This window comes from Streptomyces jeddahensis (assembly GCF_001642995.1).
GTDB lineage: Bacteria > Actinomycetota > Actinomycetes > Streptomycetales > Streptomycetaceae > Streptomyces > Streptomyces jeddahensis.
The window spans coordinates 103,357-120,689 of the sequence record NZ_LOHS01000061.1 but is presented as its reverse complement, the minus strand read 5'-3'; the positions used below and the strand labels follow the sequence as shown (position 1 = coordinate 120,689).

At 69.7% G+C, this 17,333-nt stretch carries 17 protein-coding genes and 1 pseudogene; 8 read left to right on the top strand and 10 right to left on the bottom strand.

What is annotated here, in order from left to right:
- Positions 1 to 80 precede the first annotated feature (80 nt).
- Positions 81 to 1,904 carry a SpoIIE family protein phosphatase gene (locus STSP_RS10345; RefSeq protein WP_067275086.1) on the top strand — a complete coding sequence of 608 codons (1,824 nt, stop codon included), beginning with the start codon at positions 81 to 83 and terminating at the stop codon, positions 1,902 to 1,904.
- Positions 1,905 to 2,059: 155 nt separating this feature from the next.
- On the opposite strand, the gene STSP_RS10340 is transcribed toward STSP_RS10345, so the two are convergent.
- Positions 2,060 to 2,908, bottom strand: coding sequence for a helix-turn-helix domain-containing protein (locus STSP_RS10340; RefSeq protein WP_067275084.1), 849 nt, complete (start codon positions 2,906 to 2,908; stop codon positions 2,060 to 2,062).
- A 155-nt stretch (positions 2,909 to 3,063) separates the two neighbouring features.
- Between STSP_RS10340 and STSP_RS10335 the strand changes: the two genes are divergently transcribed.
- On the top strand, positions 3,064 to 3,669 hold the full coding sequence (locus STSP_RS10335) for an NADPH-dependent FMN reductase (RefSeq protein ID WP_067275083.1): 606 nt from the start codon (positions 3,064 to 3,066) through the stop codon (positions 3,667 to 3,669).
- A complete protein-coding gene (locus tag STSP_RS40750) occupies positions 3,666 to 3,797 on the top strand; it encodes a hypothetical protein (RefSeq protein WP_269801034.1) in 132 nt (43 codons plus the stop codon). Before STSP_RS10335 ends, STSP_RS40750 begins: the two co-directional genes overlap by 4 nt.
- 38 nt (positions 3,798 to 3,835) lie before the next feature.
- On the opposite strand, the pseudogene STSP_RS10330 reads toward STSP_RS40750, so the two are convergent.
- The 3 genes and pseudogenes from STSP_RS10330 to STSP_RS10320 all read right to left on the bottom strand — a co-directional run.
- Positions 3,836 to 4,162: pseudogene (locus tag STSP_RS10330) on the bottom strand (response regulator transcription factor); the annotation flags it as partial.
- Between the two features lie 154 nt (positions 4,163 to 4,316).
- Positions 4,317 to 5,120: a phosphatidate cytidylyltransferase gene (locus tag STSP_RS10325; protein WP_198547307.1), complete on the bottom strand. Its 804-nt coding sequence runs from the start codon at positions 5,118 to 5,120 to the stop codon at positions 4,317 to 4,319.
- Entirely contained in the window at positions 5,117 to 6,967 is a 1,851-nt protein-coding gene (locus tag STSP_RS10320) for a pyridoxal phosphate-dependent aminotransferase (RefSeq protein ID WP_078067053.1), read from the bottom strand. The genes STSP_RS10325 and STSP_RS10320 overlap by 4 nt, the downstream gene beginning before the upstream one ends.
- A gap of 309 nt (positions 6,968 to 7,276) precedes the next feature.
- On the opposite strand from STSP_RS10320, the gene STSP_RS10315 reads away from it, so the two are divergent.
- Positions 7,277 to 9,424: an ATP-binding protein gene (locus STSP_RS10315; protein WP_157902805.1), complete on the top strand. Its 2,148-nt coding sequence runs from the start codon at positions 7,277 to 7,279 to the stop codon at positions 9,422 to 9,424.
- 103 nt (positions 9,425 to 9,527) lie between these two features.
- Here the strand turns inward: STSP_RS10315 and STSP_RS39575 are convergent, their stop codons facing one another.
- Positions 9,528 to 9,857 carry a hypothetical protein gene (locus STSP_RS39575; RefSeq protein WP_067275078.1) on the bottom strand — a complete coding sequence of 110 codons (330 nt, stop codon included), beginning with the start codon at positions 9,855 to 9,857 and terminating at the stop codon, positions 9,528 to 9,530.
- Positions 9,858 to 10,323: 466 nt separating this feature from the next.
- Between STSP_RS39575 and STSP_RS10305 the strand changes: the two genes are divergently transcribed.
- The 4 genes from STSP_RS10305 (at position 10,324) to STSP_RS39570 (ending at position 12,525) form a co-directional block, all read left to right on the top strand.
- Positions 10,324 to 10,620 carry a hypothetical protein gene (locus tag STSP_RS10305; RefSeq protein ID WP_067275077.1) on the top strand — a complete coding sequence of 99 codons (297 nt, stop codon included), beginning with the start codon at positions 10,324 to 10,326 and terminating at the stop codon, positions 10,618 to 10,620.
- 69 nt (positions 10,621 to 10,689) lie between these two features.
- Positions 10,690 to 11,781: a baeRF2 domain-containing protein gene (locus STSP_RS10300; protein ID WP_067275075.1), complete on the top strand. Its 1,092-nt coding sequence runs from the start codon at positions 10,690 to 10,692 to the stop codon at positions 11,779 to 11,781.
- Positions 11,782 to 11,946: 165 nt separating this feature from the next.
- Complete coding sequence (locus STSP_RS10295) at positions 11,947 to 12,303, top strand: PRC-barrel domain-containing protein (protein ID WP_067275073.1); 357 nt, start codon at positions 11,947 to 11,949, stop codon at positions 12,301 to 12,303.
- 51 nt (positions 12,304 to 12,354) lie between these two features.
- On the top strand, positions 12,355 to 12,525 hold the full coding sequence (locus STSP_RS39570) for a hypothetical protein (protein ID WP_198547306.1): 171 nt from the start codon (positions 12,355 to 12,357) through the stop codon (positions 12,523 to 12,525).
- A 34-nt stretch (positions 12,526 to 12,559) separates the two neighbouring features.
- Here STSP_RS39570 and STSP_RS10290 read toward each other — a convergent pair whose 3' ends face one another.
- From STSP_RS10290 to STSP_RS10270, 5 genes are all read right to left on the bottom strand, one after another.
- Positions 12,560 to 13,534, bottom strand: a complete 975-nt coding sequence (locus STSP_RS10290) for an NmrA family NAD(P)-binding protein (protein ID WP_067275071.1) — start codon at positions 13,532 to 13,534, stop codon at positions 12,560 to 12,562.
- A gap of 70 nt (positions 13,535 to 13,604) precedes the next feature.
- Complete coding sequence (locus tag STSP_RS10285; protein WP_067275069.1) at positions 13,605 to 14,639, bottom strand: alpha/beta fold hydrolase; 1,035 nt, start codon at positions 14,637 to 14,639, stop codon at positions 13,605 to 13,607.
- Positions 14,640 to 14,813: 174 nt separating this feature from the next.
- Positions 14,814 to 15,629 (bottom strand): oxidoreductase, encoded by an 816-nt coding sequence (locus tag STSP_RS10280; RefSeq protein WP_198547305.1) that lies wholly within the window; start codon positions 15,627 to 15,629, stop codon positions 14,814 to 14,816.
- A 228-nt stretch (positions 15,630 to 15,857) separates the two neighbouring features.
- On the bottom strand, positions 15,858 to 16,592 hold the full coding sequence (locus STSP_RS10275) for an NADPH-dependent F420 reductase (RefSeq protein ID WP_067275210.1): 735 nt from the start codon (positions 16,590 to 16,592) through the stop codon (positions 15,858 to 15,860).
- A 146-nt stretch (positions 16,593 to 16,738) separates the two neighbouring features.
- Positions 16,739 to 17,227 (bottom strand): TetR/AcrR family transcriptional regulator, encoded by a 489-nt coding sequence (locus STSP_RS10270; protein WP_078067040.1) that lies wholly within the window; start codon positions 17,225 to 17,227, stop codon positions 16,739 to 16,741.
- Between the last annotated feature and the right edge of the window lie 106 nt (positions 17,228 to 17,333).

Sequence of the window (17,333 nt, the reverse complement as noted above, 5' to 3'; positions counted from 1 at the left end):
GACCTACGCCACCTATTAGCAGTAAATGTCTAAAAATCACCGATCGACCACTGATCGCCCTAAGGAATGAGGAATCTCCCGTGGGAGGGGTACCGCCGGTCCGGGATGCGCGGGAAGAGTCCGCCTCGGTGATCACCCTGCCCGGAAGCCTGCACGCTCCGGCCGCATCCCGTGCGTTCATCCGCACAGCCCTTTCCACACCGCGCGCGACGGCGGTCCTCGGGCCCGTCACGGCTCGCGACCGGCTGGTCGACGATGCCGTGCTCCTGGTCAGCGAGCTGGTCACCAACGCCGTCCTGCACGCCGGCACACCCGTCGAGGTCAGCTGCCGTCCAGTGGCCGACGATCCAGGCGTCATCATCGAGGTGGCAGACCGCCATCCGGCCAGCGCCGTGTACAGCGGCCCGGACACTCCGCGCCGCGGCCGCGGGCTCCAGCTGCTCGGAGCGCTCGCCGAATCCTGGGGCGTGACGTATCAGCGCACCCGAAAGATCGTCTGGCTCCGGTTGAACGCCATCCCGTACAGGTCCGAGTCAGACGCGAGCCCTTCCAGCACACTGGGCGGTGAGCCGCGCTTCGCCGAGGTCATCGGCCCGGCCCCGCCGGCAGAGGGCCGCTACCGGACTGCCGAGTGGGTCGACCGCAGCGGCTCATCGTTCCTCGCAGAATCCAGCGAACTCTTCGCCGGACAGCTCGACGAGCACATGGTCGCCGCCCTCGCGGGTCAGCTGTTGGTGCCCCGGCTCGCCGACTGGTGTGCCGTGTGGCTGCGTTCCGAGAGCGGAAGACCGCGGCTGTCCCACGTCTGGCACAACGACGAGCGCCGGATCGCCGCGCTCCGCACCGCACTCACGAGCCAGTCTCCGCCGACCGGACTCGACCGATCCGCCGTCCCCTGGCCCTGGCCGGACTTCGCGGACGACCACACGGCCGCCGGTTCCGCGCTGGCCTTCCCCCTCGTCGCCCATGGCCGCGATCACGGAGTGCTGCTGCTCGGCCGTACGGATGTGGCGCAGCCGACCGAGGGTGTGGTGCGGCTCCTGGAGGACCTGGCGCGGCGAGTGGCCCAGGCCGTGGCCACCGCACGGCAGTACACCCGGCAGGCGACCATCAGCCTGGCGCTCCAGCGCCGGCAGTTGCCCCCGTCCCTGGCGCGGATACCCGGCGTCGACAGTGCCATCGTCTACGAGCCGCACGGCGAGGGCCTGACCGTCGGAGGCGACTTCTACGATCTGTTCCCGATGGGCCAGACGCGCTGGTGCTTCCTGCTGGGCGACGTGTGCGGCAGTGACCCGGAGGCGATGTCGATCACCGGGCTGGCCCGCCATCTGGTCCGGCTGCTGGCCCGTGAGGGCCACGGTGTGGAGTCGGTGCTCACCAGGCTCAACGAGGCGCTGGTGGAGGAGGACATCGAGGCGCGGGCGGGCGGCGGCGAGCAGCCTCTGCCGCGTTTCCTGAGCCTGCTGTACGGAGAGCTGGAACCCGAATCTGCCGCAGGCGGCGCACGCTGCAGGGTGGCCAGCGCGGGACACCCGCCACCCCTTCGTCTGACCGCGGACGGTTCCGTGGTTCCCGCGGCCTCCCCCCAGATCCTGCTCGGTATAGATCAGGACTACGAGTTCCACGCGGACACCTTCGTCCTCGCACCCGGTGAGACGCTGCTCTGCGTCACCGACGGCGTGACCGAAAGGCGCCGTGGCAAGCGGCAGCTGGACGACGGCGACGGCCTGGCCGACATCCTGCGGGGCTGCGGCGGTCTCGGAGCCCAGGCCGTCGCCGAACGCGTCAGGCGGGCGACTCACGACTTCAGCCCGGAGCCGATCAAAGACGACATAGCCATCCTGGTGCTCGAGGCGCTACCGATCACGGGGACGGACATACTGGGGGCGACCCCGAGGGTATGAGCCCGTCCGCGGCAGGGGGGCCGGGACGCCCTTCCGCGGCAGGGAGGCCAGGAGGCCTTCCGTGGCAGAGGCCGGGACGCGCTCGCCGACGCCCCGTCGAACACGCCGCAGTTCGGTGCGGCTGTGCGGCTCCAGCCACGGAGTTGGCTGGCCGTTCAGACTGCCCGTAGGGCGCCCGGGTGGCGGCCGGTGAGGCGGTCGAGCGCGGCGGCGGTCGCGTCGTCGGCCGGCAGGTGGACGATGAGCCGCTGGTCGTCGTCGGCGGGCAGTTCGAGCATTTCGTACGCCAGCCGCAACTCCTTCACCTCCGGATGGACCATCCGCATGACCCCGCTCGCTCTCGGCAGCCCCGGCAGAGTCTCCAGCCGCCCGGCGAACTCCGCCCCGCACAACACGGTCAACTCGTCCATCAGGGCGCCGACATGGGCATCGGCTCGCCCCGGCCCCTGCTTGAGGGCCGCGACCTGTTCGTCGGCGACTCGGTCCCAGTCCGGGTAGGCGGTGCGCGCCCGCGGATCGGTGAAAACGAACCGCACGATATTCGGCCTGCTGTCGTCCAGCAGTCCGATCGGCTCGGCCAGCCGCCGGTACCCGTCCGTTGAGGCCAGGATCTCGCTCAGCCGGTTCACCACCACGGCCGGTGCCGGTTCCAGCCGGTCGAGAAGCGCCCGCACGGTGGGCCTCACCACCCTGTTCGGCCCGGCCCCGCCCATGCAACTGAAGCCCGCGTCGGCGCCCTTGGCGAGCCGGTGCAGGTGGACCCGCTCGCCGACGGTGAGCCGCAGCGCGTCCGCCAGCGCTGACAGCACCTGCGGTGACGGCCGCCGATCCCGCCCCTGCTCCAGCCTGGTGACGTACTCGACACTGACGCCGGCAAGTGTCGCCAGCTCCGCGCGGCGTAGTCCGGGAGTACGGCGGCGCGGCCCGGCGGGCAGTCCGACCTCGGCCGGCGTGACGGCCTCACGGCACAGGCGCAGGAAGAGGCCCAACTCGTTCTCGCTCACTCGTCGAACGTAACACCGCCTGCCGGACCGGATCGTGGCCCTGGCACTACCACTCTCCGCCCGGCCTTCTTCGTCCTCCGCCCACCCGGCAGTGTGGTGTTCGCGGGCCCCACCTGGGGCCGGCCCACCAACCACTCCGTACGAGGAGCACTTCCATGCCCAGTGAGCGGCTGAACCTTGCAGTGATCGTCGGCAGCGTCCGGGAGGGCCGCTTCGGCCCGGTGGTAGCGAACTGGTTCGTCGAACAGGCCGAGCAGCACGGCGAGTTCGCGGTCGACCTGATCGATCTGGCAGACACGGACATCCCGCTCGAACTGCCGTCCGTACCCCCGGCGATGCAGCCCGACCCACTCCGTCCCTCCGGAATGGCCGACCTGACCCGGCGGCTCAAGGCCGCCGATGCAGTCGTCGTGGTGACACCCGACTACAACCGCAGCTTCCCGGCCTCCCTCAAGGCCGCCATCGACTGGCACTACACCGAGTGGCGGGCCAAGCCGATCGGCTTCGTCGGCTACAGCGGCGCCAGCGGCGGCCTGCTGGCGATCGAGAACCTACGGCAGGTCTTCAACGAGTTGCAGGCCCACACCGTCCGCGACTACGTCTCCTTCCCCCGCTACTACCTGCTCTTCTCCCCCGACGGCACACTCCTCGACCCGGAGGGACCGGAAGGCGCCGCCAAGGTCATGCTCGACCAGCTGCTCTGGTGGGGCTCGGTCCTCCATGACGCCCGCCGCGACCGCCCCTACGTCACGAGCCAGTGACCTGCCTGAGGGCCCGGCATGCCCGCGACATCCACCGGCATCCTGAGCTGGCCGGGGATGACCGGCGCACCTCGGCACTGGTCGCCGAGCGGCACTGGTCGCCGAGCGGCTTCGGGCCGCGGGTCTAGCACCGCGGCGGGCGCCCGCCTGCCCCGGACCGTGGAGGTCAGGAATTGCGTGGGGCTACCAGGCCGGATTCGTAGGCGAAGCCCACGAGTTGGGCGCGATCACGGGCGTGGAGCTTGGCCATGGCCCGGTTGATGTGGGTCTTCGCGGTCATCGGGCTGATCACCATGCGATCGGCGATCTCGTCGTTGGACAGGCCCTGCGCGACCAGGCCGACGGCCTCGCGTTCGCGGTTGGTCAGCTCTTCCAGCCCCGTCTCGGCGCCTGTGCGGAGCGGCTGGGTGACGTACCTGTCGATCAGCTTGCGGGTGATCGACGGCGCGAGCAGCGCGGCGACGCGTACGGCGTGGAGGAAGTCTTCCGGCAGGCCGGACGACCGGCGGCTGACCGGCCCGGCTGACCGCAGCCCATACGAGCGCAAGTCCGGGTCTGCCTGAGGCGGGCGGCACAGTGCCGAGAGGACGCCCATCGCCGTCCGTCCTTCGTCACTGTGCCCGCTGCCCGGCCAGGAAGGACGGGGGTCAGCTCAGGACAAGCAGGACGGCCAGCGCGATGAGCAGCGAGTCGATCCTGTCCAGCAGGCCGCCGGAGCCGGGTAGCCAGCGGCCGGCGTCCTTTGCCTGTGCACCTCTTTTGATCATGGATTCGAGAAGGTCGCCGGCCGGGCCGCCGACCGCCACCGCAACCGCCATCGGCCAGCTCAGCGCGGACAGGACGACGAGCACGCCGAGGCCGGCCGCGGCCCCGGCCAGCGTCCCGCTCCACCGCTTGGCCGGTGACAGTGGCGACAGCCGCGGCCCGCCCAGCCCTCGGCCGGCGAAGTACGCCACGATGTCGGCGACCGAGACCGCCACGAACAGCGCAAGCGCGCTCGCCCCGAGCGGCACCAGCGCGGCCAGCACACTCAGCCAGGCCAGCCCGAGCAGGCCGGCGCCGAGCCGGTGCAGGCCATGGTCGGCATCGCCCGCCAGGAGCGGCACCGCGGCCACCGCGAGCGCCCCGATCGCGACGACCCGGAGCACCTGGCCGGGCGCCAGCCAGGCGGCCAGCACCACGCTGACCACCGCCGCGGCCAGCACCACCCGGTCTGTCCAGCCCAGCCGCATCAGCCCGCCGAACTCCATCACCGCAATCACCCCGACCACGATGGCGACAGCCGCGGTGCCCGGGCGGCCCCACCAGAACGCACCGGTGACCAGTGGCACTCCGACCGCCCAGGCGCACCACCGGATCAGCAGCTCACGGCGCCGGGACGCCGCCACCGCGATGCCGCCCAGCGCCAGCGCCCCACCGAGGTAGGGCGCCAGGGAGGCCACGGTGATCATCGAGCGGATCCGGCGGAGGGGACGCCCGCAGACATCCGAACGCCTGCAGGCACCGGAACGCCCGCAGGCACCGCAACGCCCACAGGCATCCGAACACCGGCAGGCCTCGGAACGAGCGAAGCCGAACCCGGCCGCAGCACGTCCAGAGCGGCCTGACACGCGGCCACAATGCGCGCGTTCTCGGCGGTGTCCCTGACCGCGATGCGCACGGTGCGCCCCTGGTACTCCGGCGACAACGGCGACAGGTCGCGCAGGTATACGTCGCGGCGGCGGCACTCGGTCACCAGTTGCGCGGCACTCGGCCCGCCGGACGGCAGGGTCACGGTGAGGAAGTTCGCCACGGCCTCCTCGACCGCCAGGGCCTCGTCCAACGCGGCGAGATCAGCGGCCAGTTGCCGGCGCAGCGCGTGGGTGCGAAGCCAGCAGTCGCTGTAGTACGCCGGGTCGCGCAGGGCTGCCACCGCGGCCAGCTGGGCCGGGAGGCTGACCGGCCAGGGCGGTGTCCATCGGCGTATCTGCGCCGCAGTGGCCGGCTCGGCCACGAGATACGCGGCCCGCATACCGGACAGCGCATACATCTTGGACAGTGAGCTGCAGACCACGACCCGCGGATCCGTTGCGGCGAGACCGGCGAGCGACTCGGTCAGGCCGACATAGCCGAGGTACGCCTCGTCGATCCACCAGCGTGTTCGGGCCGGTGCGGCTGCGATCACCGAGCGCAGCTCCGCGGCCGGCACGTGGCCTCCGGTCGGGTTGTTCGGGTTGATCACGACCACGAGGTCGTAGCGGCCGGAGCTGACGGCGGCGGACAGCCGGGCCGGATCAATCCGCCAGCCGTCTTCGCGGCGCAACCGGAACCGGTCCACCCGGCATCCGATCACCCGCTCCGTGACGTGGGCGTACTCGCCGTAGCCCGGGTCTGTGAGCAGCACCCTGCTTTCCGGGGTCAGCCACTGGCCGAACGCCCTGAAGATCAAGTCGGATGAACCGGCGCCGACCGCGAGCGTCTCCTCCGGCAGCGCACGGGCCGTGGCGATTTCCGCCAGCAGGCCTTCGGCGCCGGTCGGCGGCGAGGTCCGGGCGGCCCACGCCGGATCTTCCGCGAGCGCCGCCCGCACCCCGGGGGCCGGCGGGAACCAGGCGTCCAGCACGTCGGCCGCGACCACCTGATGACGCCGGTGCAGGCTACGGAAGTCCGTGCCGATGGCGGTGAACGAGGCGCCGCCGTGCTCGCAGCCGTCCGGCCGGGGTGCGAACGGCACGTCCAACTGCCAGTCCACTGCGGAGCGCAGACGCTCCAGCGTGGTGCGGAAACGGTCCATCGTGAGCTTCGTCAGCTCGGTCACGCTGCCGGTCAGCACCTCGAACGTCAACGCACCGCTGTGGACGGTACGGCCGACCGGGCGCAGGCCGACGGCCAGGTACATGTCGAGCAGTTCGGTGCGCCCCATCGCCACCACCCGGCGGCCGCCCCGGGCGGCGATCCAGCGCAGCGCCGCGTACATCAGCAGCGGTGCCGCCGCGGTGGCCCGCCAGCGCGGCTCGACGGTGAGGATGCGCACTTCGAACACATCGTTCTCGGTCAGCAGCGGCAGCTCGTCGCGGGTCAGGTACTTGTCCAGGGCGTACCGCCCCAACCAGGGCGGAGTCACGCTGACAAAGCCGATCCGGGCCGCGCCTCGCGCCGCGACCAGATAGACGTTGTCGCCGTCCAGCCCGTCGCGAAGCCGCCCGGCCGGATCCGGCACATGCTGGCCCAACTCCTGTGCGTACACCCGGTGACGCAGTTCGTGGATCCACTCAAGATCCTCCGGAGTAGCAACGCGCAGCTGCAGGTCACGGCCCATGAACACCTCTCTCGACGCGGGAGACCCCATCGTTCGGGAACACCGGCCGACCGCGTCAGGGCCAAGCGACGCAGTCAGCCTGAGTACGCGTACTCAGGCGCAGTGCCCGCGCGCGCTCCGTCCACGGGGTCGTTGCCTGCGTCGGGCGGGCCACAGCTGTCCTGACTCCTCACCCGGTACCAGGTAGCCGCGTCACGGACACTGTGCCCTCAGGCGATCCAAAGGACGTGATATCCGCGGATGAGTGGCGCGTCATGAGTCCATCAAGATGGTGATACTTTTCCGCATTAGCGAGTACGCTGCCGCGATATGCGAAACTTAGGGCACCCTAACCCCCATGCGGGCGGCTCTGACAGACCGACCAGGCACGGCAATCTCCCGATCGAACTCAACACCTTCGTGGGCCGCAGGGCCGAGCTCGCGGAACTCACGGACGTGCTCAAGGCGGAGCGGCTCGTCACCGTGACCGGGCCCGGCGGCATCGGCAAGTCGCGGCTGTCCGCGCGGGCCGCGGCGCTGGCCGAGCCACGCGACGGCGTCTGGTTGCTGGACCTCTCGTCGGTGCGCCAGCCAGACCTCGTCGAGTATGCGGTCGCGGAGGCGCTGGACCTGGCCGACTGCACGACGAGGCCACCCCGCGACGTACTCGTCGACCATCTCGCAGAGCGCCAACTCCTGCTCGTCCTGGACGGCTTCGAGCACCTGCTCGACGCGAGCAGGTCCCTGGTGCGGGATCTCCTGCATCGGGCGCCCGGCCTGCGGGTACTGGCCGTGGGGCGCAGGCCGCTCGGCGTGGAAGGCGAGCGGTTCTTCGCCCTCTGCCCCCTGCAGGCGGCGGAGGCCGCCGAGCTGTTCGCGGACCGCGCCGCGGCCGTCCTGCCGGGATTCGAGCTGGACGAGGGGAATCTCCCCGACGCGCTGGAAGTGTGCCGGCGTCTGGACGGGATTCCGCTCGCCGTCGAGCTGGCGGCGGGCAGGCTGCGCGCCCTGTCGCTGGCGCAGCTGCTGTCCCGGCTGGACAACCGGTTCGGTCTGCTGACCGGCGGCGGGCGCGATGCGCTGCCGCGCCACCAGACCATGCGTACCGCCATCGGCTGGAGCCATGAGCTGTGCACGCCGGACGAGCGGATGCTGTGGGCACGGCTCTCGGTGTTCTCGGGGCACTTCGACCTTCAGGCGGCCGAGTACGTCTGTGGTGGCCACGGGCTGCCGGACGATGCGGTGGTGGGCCTCCTGGGCGAGCTTCTGACGCAGTCCGTGGTGGGCCGGGAGGAGACCCCGGCCGGAGTGCGCTACCGGCTGCTGGACACGGTCAGGGCGTACGGCGCCGAATGGCTGGATGCGACCGGTGACACTGCGCGGCTGCGGCGCCGGCACCGCGACTGGTATACGGCCCTGGCCGGCAGGTGCGAGCTGGAATGGTTCTCACCCCAGCAGGACATCGTCGCCGCGTCCGTCGAGGCGAACCTGTCGAACCTCCGCGCAGCCCTCGACTACTCCCTGACGGAGCCCGGCGAGGCCCATCAGGGCGGGTATCTGGCGGGCACCTTGTGGTTCTACTGGGCCGGCTGTGGGCAACTCGCCGAAGGCCGCCACTGGTTGGAACGCAGCCTCAAGGCCGACTGCGACCACGACGCCGACTGCGACCACGAAGATGCCAGGCTGAAGGCCCTTTGGGTGCTCGGCAAGGTCGCAGTTCTGCAGGGCGACGCGGTGGCCGCACAGACGGCACTAGAGCAATGCAATGAAGAGGCAAAACGTTACGGCAAGATCGCGGCAGCCACCTACGCGTTGCATAACACCGGAGTCCTCGCCATGGCCTCGAACGACCTGCCGAGCGCCGAGAAACTGCTGCGCACCGCCCTCGACCGCTACCACGAGATCGGCGAACTCAACAGCATCGTCCTGATGTGCCAAGTCGAACTGGCGCTGACGATGGCCTTCCGGAGTGACCTGTCGAGCGCCGTCCTGCTGTGCGAGGACGTGCGGCAGACCTGCGAGGACCACGGCGAACGCTGGGCACGGGCCTACGCACTGCAGGCGCTCGGGTACGCAGCCTGGGTGGAAGGCGACTTCGAGCATGCCCGGACCCTGCTGGAGGAGGCACTCGCCCTCCACTACAGCTTCCGTGATCTGATCGGCTCGGTCCTCGCGATCGAGTTGCTGGCACTGGTCACGATGGCCGAAGGCGAACCGGCCGAGGCCGCTGAGCTGCACGGGGTGGCGAGCCGGACCGTGCAGTCGGTCGGACTGCCGCTGCTCGACAGCGGCCGGTTCAACGCGCTGCATGCGCTGTGCGAGGACATGGCGCGCGGGCAGTTGGGCCACGAGCGGTACGAGGAGCACCTGCACGCCGGGGCGCAGCTCGGCATGGAGAAGATCATGGCCCGGGCGCTGACCCCACCGAGGCACACCGAGCTGCCGGCCCGACGTAAGCCGACACCGGAGGCCCCCTAGCGCCGACGGTCAGGTGTACAGGTCGGGTGTGCAGGTGCAGCAAGGGCGCCGACTGCGCCCTTGCTCATGAAGTCGCGTGTGGTGGTGTGGGCTGGCGGGCAGGTCAGTTGTCATTCCTACGGTCCTTGTCGTGCTTGTCCTTACGGTCCTTGTCGTGCTTGTCCTTACGGTCCTTGTCGTGCTTGTCCTTACGGTCCTTGTCGTGCTTGTCGTCGTGCTTCGACTTGCAGTCCCAGTAGCCCTTGTGCCACTTGTGGTGTTTGTCGTAGTAGCCCTTGTGCCACTTGCATTGCTCGCCCGTGGGGGCCGAGGCGGTCGTCGTGGCGGGCGCCGCTGCTGCGGCCGTGCCCGACGTACCGATCGCGGTGCCGCCGGCCAGCACGAAGCCGGCCGCGACGCAGACGAAGGCGCGCTTGGCGCGATGTGCTCGCATGGCTCTGCACTTTCTTCCAGGTTCTCGGGCCGTCTCGGCACGAGATGTCGGCACGAGATGAAGGGCCGCGGCCTCACGCTGAAGCGTGGGGTCCGGCGATGGCTGGATGATGCCGCTCGAAGAATGATGCGGCGCCTCGTCGAGGTCGCCGCGTGGAAGCGGGGACATCACGTCTCCCGGCTGCCGCCCACCCTCGGCAGGCTGCCACCCTTGGCGGGAACGTGCCGCGGGACGTGTCCTGGATCGCGACCTCACCTCTTTCGACGGTAGCGGCGTATTTCCTGACGGGCACCTCGAACCCGAAGCGGTCCCGGACCATCCGGACGCAGGGTGTTGGGTGTCGGTAAAGGGCGGCCCGTCGCCGCGATGGTGGCTGGGGCCGAGGGTGGCGGAGGCGAAACCCGCTCCGCCCTCCTACGGTGGTGGTAGGGCACCTTGATCAGAACGTCGCACGAAGGAGGCCAGGATGCAGGAGCAGTACGTCTGGATCACGACGCGCCGCATCAGGCCAGGCCTTCTGGAGGAGTTCCAGCGGGCCTGGCGTCCGGAATCCCATCCCGACGGCATGAGCCGCGCCTTCGCCTACTGGTCCGATGACGGCGAGGAGGTCACCGGTGTGTCCTTCTGGGACTCCAAGGAGTCCTGTGACACCTGGCGCGCCTCGGACGATGAGGCACGCCGACGCGCGGCGATGACGCCGTACGTCGTCGAGGAGCAGGAGTCCTTCTACCGGGGCCGCGAGCTCGCCATCCCGGAGGGCTAGAACCAGCCCGCGGCCGCCGGAGGAGCCCATGAAGCCAGGCCGACAGGGAGTGGTCAAGGAGTGATCTTTGTGAAGCTGTACTTCCTCGACGCCCTGTACGCCCGGCCGGGCCCGTACGCGTCCGTATACGTCGACACCTCTCGGGACACCGGCGACCCGGACCAGGACAAGGCCATCGAGCTGCACCGGCGTCACGCCCGCTCGCACCTGATCGAACTCGGCGCCGACCCGGCGACCGCCGACACCGTCGCCGACGCTCTCGGCACCGACGCCGACCTGCCCGGCCACCACGGCCAGGCCCTCTTCGCCACCCACGGGGAGCTGCTCCTCACCGAGGAACTGCCCGAACCTCCCCCGGTGGACAAGATCAGTTACGCCGCGCTTCCCGATGCGATGCCCCTGGCTCTGCAGCACGCCCCGGACATCCCCTACGCCGCCGCCGTCCTCACCCGTGGTCAACCCGAAGACATCGATCCTGTTCCTGAAGACGTGCAGGTGGAGCTGCAAACCGGGCGCTGGCCGAGCAGCTCGGTCGCCCCCCGCCGCGTCACCTGCCTGCGTATGTCGCGCCACCTGTGGCACCTGGAGGCCGAGCGGCTCGCCGGTGAGCTGACCCACCTCATGGACCTCGGCCACGCCGACACTCTCGTACTGTGCGGTGACATCTGGGCCCGCGGCGTACTGGTCGACTGCCTGCCCGCCCCGGTACGGCGCCGCGTGGCCACCGTTCCCGGCAACGGACACGACACCGAGCCGGGCCGGGCCCTGCTCGAGCCCCAGCTTTCCAACCTCTTCCGCGGCCGGGTCTCCGCCCACGACCGCGACCGGCTCGAGAGCTTCGCCGCTCAGCGCGCTCACCGGCCCCACGCCGGCTGCGAAGGTCTGCCCGCCACTGTCGCGGCCCTTCAACACGGCCAGGCCGACGCCCTCATGGTCAACGACCCCGCCGAGCAGTGGCCCGAGATCTGGCTCGGGACCACTCCCGACCAGATCGCCCTGTCCGCCGACGACCTGCCCGCCTCCGTGACCACCGGCCGCGAGAAACAGCCCGCCGATGCCGCGCTGCTGTATGCCGCCGTCACCACCGGGGCCGAGCTGATCGTCGTATCCCGCGAAGAGACACCTCTGGAGGACGGCATCGGCGTACTCGTGCGCTCCTGAGCGCACCTGGGGTGTGGTGTCCGCGGCGACGCCGACGGCCACCCCGGACCGCTGACCTGGCGTTTACTCCTCTCCTCCTGATCGGCCGGAGTACAGTGAAAACGCGAGCCGCCCCCACGTGGGCTTGGCTTCCATGGGACGGCCGCGGGCCGCAAGGAGCAAGGCATGATCCACTCAGCCGATATCCGCGAGTGGCGCAACCGCGACGTGATCGACCCCAAGGGGCGCAAGATCGGCGCCCTCGAGGCGGTCTATGTGGACACCACCACCGATGCACCCGCCATGGCCACGGTCCGTACCGGACTGCCGACCCGGCAACGGCTCGTTTTCGTTCCGCTGGACGAGGCGACCTTGGGACCGGGTTACGTCAAGGTCGCGCACTCCAGAGGACAAGTGAAGAAGGCGCCGTCCATCGGCGTGGACGATGTGCTGCCGGTCGAGCAAGAAGAAGTGATCTTCAAACACTACGACAGGCCTTACGAGCCCGGCGCCGAGCGCGGCCGCCGCCTTGCGCGCCGCTGACAGCGCCGGGCACCCCGGCACCCCGAGAACAGCCAGAGGATGTGTTCTCTCATGGCGCTTTTCCTGTTCCTGCTACTCGTGGCGATCGTTCTGGGGCTCATCGGTGCCGTGGCAGAGGGCCTGTTCTATCTCTTGATCATCGGCATCGTGGTCCTGGTGGCCGATCTGGTCCTGTTCGGCGTGCGGTTGTCCCGGCGCCCACGTCGGCGCCCGCTTCGGTGACGTCTGTTCATGCTGCTCCGGACCGCTCGGCGGCTCAGGCAGACACCAGCTTCCGGATGCGCGGATGATTCTCCAGCGCCCACCGCACGGTCTTCGGCGGGCGCCCGAGCAGGGTTTCCAGCTGGTCGGTGACGCCGCGGTACCCCCCGCCCCCCATCAAACGGGTCAGGGTCTTCAGGTGTTCCGCGGTGTGCGGGATCGCGGCCAGGGCGGTGTCCACGTAGGTCTCGTTCCAGGTTTCGATGTCTTCGGGAACGTAGGTGACCGGGCGTCCCAGCACGGCTCCGAAGTCCTCCGCGAACCCGTGCCCGTCCTTCAGTTCCGGACCGTTGAGTTCGTAGGACTTGGAGAGGTGCGGCGCCGGGTCGGCCAGGATCTTCGCGCACACCTCCGCCACGTCATGACCGGCGATGGGCGCGAGCCGGTGGTCGCCGAAGGGCAGGCGCAGTTCACCCCTGCTCAGCGGCTCCAGCGCCAGCCAGGTCATCAGGGGGTTCTCTACGAACATGGCCGCCCGGATGTTGACGGTCGGGAGGCCGGACCACTCCAGCACCCGCTCGGCGACCCAGTGGGCCCGTTGCTGCGGCGACCACTGCGTGATGAGTCCGCCGAGCCAGTCACGCCGTTCCTCCTCCGGCGCGGTCATCTTCTCGAACGTCATGAACGACTGCTCGTACTCGGACATGTTGACGAAGACCTCGATGTCGCCCTGGGCCCGTGCCGCCGCGGCCATCAGGCTGACGGCGTCTGTGTAGTACGGCGACAGGCTCATGCTGAAGTAGATGCGGCGGACGCCCTTCAGTGCGGCGGTCACGTCGGCGATGTTGAGCAGGTCACCGACGAAGACCTCGGCCCCTGCCTGGCGGAGCGAGTGCGCGCGTTCGTCGTCCTGTCGCACGAACGCGCGCACGGGGTGACCTTGTTCAAGCAGCATGTCGACCATCGTTCGGCTCACACCACCGATTTCGCCGGCGGCACCGGTGATCAGGATGGGGTTGCGCTCTGGCATCAGTGTGTCCTTTGTCTGGTGGGGGTGAGTCGGCTGTACGGGAAGCCGCAGGATGTGGTCGGCGACCGTGTCATCGGGGTGCCGGGCCGTCGATGTGGGCGAGGAAGTCGAGGAGTGCGGCGTTGACCTCGGCGGGACGCTCCTGCTGTGTCCAATGTCCACAGCCCGGCAGCACCACCGGGCCGTGCAGTTGAGGCGCGACAGCGTCCAGCGGGTTCCCCGATCCGCCCTGGCCACGGAGAATCTCGCTCGGCGTGGGGCCCCCGTCCGGGCCGCGCAGCGAGGTGACCATGTCGCGGTCTCCCACCACGTACAGCGCGGGGACGTCGATCCCGCGTCCCCGGAAAGGCGCGAGCAGTTCGTTGTTGCGTTCGATGTTCCGGTACCAGTTGAAGGCTCCGGTGAAGGCCTGCTCGCCGTGCAGGGCGTAGTCCTCGGCGTACGCCTGGATGTCCTCCTCCGTCAGCCAGGCCGGGAGCGTGGGTGACTCCGGCATGGTGTCCAGGAGGCCCAGACCGTCGGGTATGACCAACGGGCGGGGCTCCCTGCCGAGCGGGTTGTCGCCCGAGGCTCCGACCAGGATGCGGCGGAAGGATTCTGGGATGTCCTTGGCGAACTCCACGTCGGCGACTCCCGGCTGCTGGAAGTAGACCTGGTAGAAGCCCTCGCCGTACTGGGTGCGGGTGATCGAGGGCGGGACCATCCCGCCGGGCAGAATGGGCGGAATACTGAGCCCGGCCACCGCACGGACCTTGTCCGGGCGCAGCATCGCCGCGGTCCAGGCGACGGGTGCACCCCAGTCGTGACCCACGACGATCGCCTGCTCCTCGCCGAGTTCCTCGATCAGGGCGATCACGTCGCCGACGAGGTGGAGCAGGGTGTACGAGGTGACGTCCGGCGGCTGCTCGCTGCGGGCGTAGCCGCGCTGGTCCGGGGCGACGACCCGGTACCCGGCCGCCGCCAGCGCACCGAACTGGTGACGCCAGGAGTACCAGCTCTCCGGCCAGCCGTGCAGCAGCAGGACCAGCGGCCCCTGCCCCTGCTCGGCGATGTGCAGTCTGACCCCGTTCACGTCGACGAAGCGGTGGGTGAGTGAACTTTCCACGAGAATTCCTTGAAATCGGTGAGGTCATGGCGGGCGAACGCGAGAAACCGCCTGGCGGGCAGCTCCCCGTAACCGCCGCTCGCCAGGCCGTCCAGATTCGGTGATGCCGAGTTCGACCCGTGGCGGCGCGCGGCTCCCACTCGCCCCCGGAGGCGAATTCGGGGCGGGCAGGTGTCAGCCGGCCAGCTGGTTGAGCTTGCGGATCTGCTTGTCGAAGACCCCGGCAGGAGCGATGCGGCGCAGTGTGCTTGCGCGTCCGGCCATGGGACCGGCGGTGTAACGCAGCTTCGGCTTCGGGTCGGTCGCTGCCGCGACGATCACCTTGGCGATGATGGCGGGGTCGTCGCCGTCCTTGATGGCTGTCTCCATCATGCGGTCGAAGGCGCGCCGCTGGTCCGCGTAGACCTGCAGGGGCGTGTCGGGCCGCGGGCTGTTGGCCTCGAATCCGGTGTTGGTGTAGGCGGGTTCGACGAGAAGCGCCCGGACACCGTGCTCGCGGACCTCATGGTCCAGGGACTCGGAGTACCCCTCGATCGCATGCTTGGACGCGGCGTAGACGGCCATGTAAGGCGAGGGGAGGAAACCGACCACGGAGGAGAGGGTGATGATGCGTCCGTGTCCCCGGGCGCGCATGTGCGGCAGGACTGCCTTCACCATACGCATCACGCCGAAGACGTTGACGTCGAAGACGGTCTGGGCCTGCGCGACGGAGGTCTCCTCGGCCGCACCCATCAAGCCCATACCGGCGTTGTTGACCAGGACGTCGATCCGCCCGAACCGGTCGGCCACCTGCTGGACCGCGGCGGTGACCGACGCGTCGCCGGCCACGTCGAGGTCGAGGAAGGTCACGCCGTCGAGCGGGGTGACGCGGGAGGTGTCGCGGCTTGTGCCGACCACGTCGAACCCCGCTTCGACCAGCGCGAGCGCGGCTGCCTTCCCGATGCCGGATGACGCACCCGTCACGAGTGCCACCGGCCGATGTGTGCTCATCATGAACTCCCGGACTCACTGAGAAACCGATCGGTTTCATCAAACGTAAACCGATCGGTTTCCAGGCGCAAGTACATAGGTGCGAGCAGAGGGAGTGCTGCGCACCCGGCATCTGCCGGAACGGCGACATGGGAAGGATGAGCATGCAGGAGAGGCCACTGATCAACATCCGACCCTCGTGTCGTGCACGAGCGCGGCGTCGGGTGCGTCAACGGTCGAGACGGGGGGTTAGCGGTGGGCGGAGCGGTTGATTTCGACGACCTCCTCCAGGGTGGGCGTGGACGTGAGGGCGGCGAAGCGCTCCATCAGGCGGTCACGCGTACGTGGGGCCTCGGCCCGGTCGGACGCGGCCAGGGCCGGCCCCAGGTCCTCAAGGGTCAACTCGGTGCAGTAGGCGGGCGTGCCCGGCTGCTGGCGCCAGGAGTCGGCCAGCGCGCCGGCGTCGAAGGGGTCGAAGCCGGTGTCGTCCACGAGGCGCATGGCCACGCGCCGTGCCTCATCGGAGTCGGCTGCGACCGGGATGGCGATGCGACCCGGGGTCCCCGCCGGTACGCCCTTGGTCTGCTGGGTGCCGGCCAGGGCGGCGTTCCATGCCGTGACCACGGGCCGCCCCAGCAGTTCGGTGACCCAAAGGCTTTCCACCTGTCCGTCGTCCACGGCCTCGATGTGCCTGTTGAGGTGGGGGTAATAGTTGGAGGTGTCGATGACCACCGTCTCGCCGGGTACGGAGGCGAGCAGATCAGCCAGTTCCGGGACCTTCCCGAAGGGGATGGACAGGATGATCACGTCCTTGTCCTGGACGGCAGCGGCAGGGGTCGCCGCGCGGGCTCCGAACTCGAGCACGTCGCCCGGGACGGCCTCAGGGCCCCGGGCGACCGCCACCTCGACGTCGTGACCGGCCGCGCTGAGCTTGCGGGCCAGATTCCCCCCGATCGCCCCTGCACCGATAACAGCAATTCTCATCATTTGTCCCTTCAAAGGTGCGCCACCCTTGAGGGCGGCAAGATGCGATGAACGTGCTGGCGAGGCTGCCGGCTGTCGTCGGGATTTCCCGCCGGGTCACTGGGTGTCCCGGCGACCGACCCCGAGGGGGCGTAGGGTCCGGTGGACTACGCCTCGTCGTCCCGCTCGCGGTATCCGCTCTCAACGAGCATGCGGAGACGGCCGAGTGACTCCTCCTCGGTGGCGCCGGTGCCGCTGATCCAGGCAACGGCAATCGCCGCGAGGAACAGGTCGTAGCCCTTCACTGACGGGCGCACGTGCCCCGCGAGCTGCGCGGCCCGCACATACTCGTCGGTGGTGGCGATGAGGGTGTCGCAGGGGAGCGTGAGCGGGTTGTCCGGCTCTTGCGCCTTGGCCGCGGTCATGAGCGGTTCCGGCAGTCCGCTGAAGGCGCTGAAGTACTCCTCCATCGCCCGCAGCCACTGCCGTAGCGCCTCAGAGGGGTCACTGAGCTGGGCGATGTCCGCCCGGCGGGCCACCAGCTCCTCGGAGCGCGTCTGCAGCACGGCCGCCAGGAGCGCCTCCCGGGTGGGGAAGTGCCGGTACAACGTCCCAGGCCCGACGCCCGCCTCGGTCAAACTGGGCGACCAGTGCATCCACAACCGTTCGGGATGCGCCAGTTGCGTAGGCTCGGGCCCACGACTCACTCTTGCTCACTGATGAGGAACGGTCACTGCACACTGGCGGTCGGGCGACCGGCAT

Bases quoted from the DNA above. Each gene is read 5' to 3' on its own strand.
- STSP_RS10335 (WP_067275083.1), top strand. From the start codon at position 3,064: ATGCCCAGTGAGCGGCTGAACCTTGCAGTGATCGTCGGCAGCGTCCGG.
- STSP_RS10325 (WP_198547307.1), bottom strand. From the start codon at position 5,120: ATGATCACCGTGGCCTCCCTGGCGCCCTACCTCGGTGGGGCGCTGGCG.
- STSP_RS10320 (WP_078067053.1), bottom strand. From the start codon at position 6,967: ATGGGCCGTGACCTGCAGCTGCGCGTTGCTACTCCGGAGGATCTTGAG.
- STSP_RS10315 (WP_157902805.1), top strand. From the start codon at position 7,277: ATGCGAAACTTAGGGCACCCTAACCCCCATGCGGGCGGCTCTGACAGA.
- STSP_RS39575 (WP_067275078.1), bottom strand. From the start codon at position 9,857: ATGCGAGCACATCGCGCCAAGCGCGCCTTCGTCTGCGTCGCGGCCGGC.
- STSP_RS10305 (WP_067275077.1), top strand. From the start codon at position 10,324: ATGCAGGAGCAGTACGTCTGGATCACGACGCGCCGCATCAGGCCAGGC.
- STSP_RS10295 (WP_067275073.1), top strand. From the start codon at position 11,947: ATGATCCACTCAGCCGATATCCGCGAGTGGCGCAACCGCGACGTGATC.
- STSP_RS39570 (WP_198547306.1), top strand. From the start codon at position 12,355: ATGGCGCTTTTCCTGTTCCTGCTACTCGTGGCGATCGTTCTGGGGCTC.
- STSP_RS10290 (WP_067275071.1), bottom strand. From the start codon at position 13,534: ATGCCAGAGCGCAACCCCATCCTGATCACCGGTGCCGCCGGCGAAATC.
- STSP_RS10280 (WP_198547305.1), bottom strand. From the start codon at position 15,629: ATGAGCACACATCGGCCGGTGGCACTCGTGACGGGTGCGTCATCCGGC.
- STSP_RS10275 (WP_067275210.1), bottom strand. From the start codon at position 16,592: ATGAGAATTGCTGTTATCGGTGCAGGGGCGATCGGGGGGAATCTGGCC.
- STSP_RS10270 (WP_078067040.1), bottom strand. From the start codon at position 17,227: ATGCACTGGTCGCCCAGTTTGACCGAGGCGGGCGTCGGGCCTGGGACG.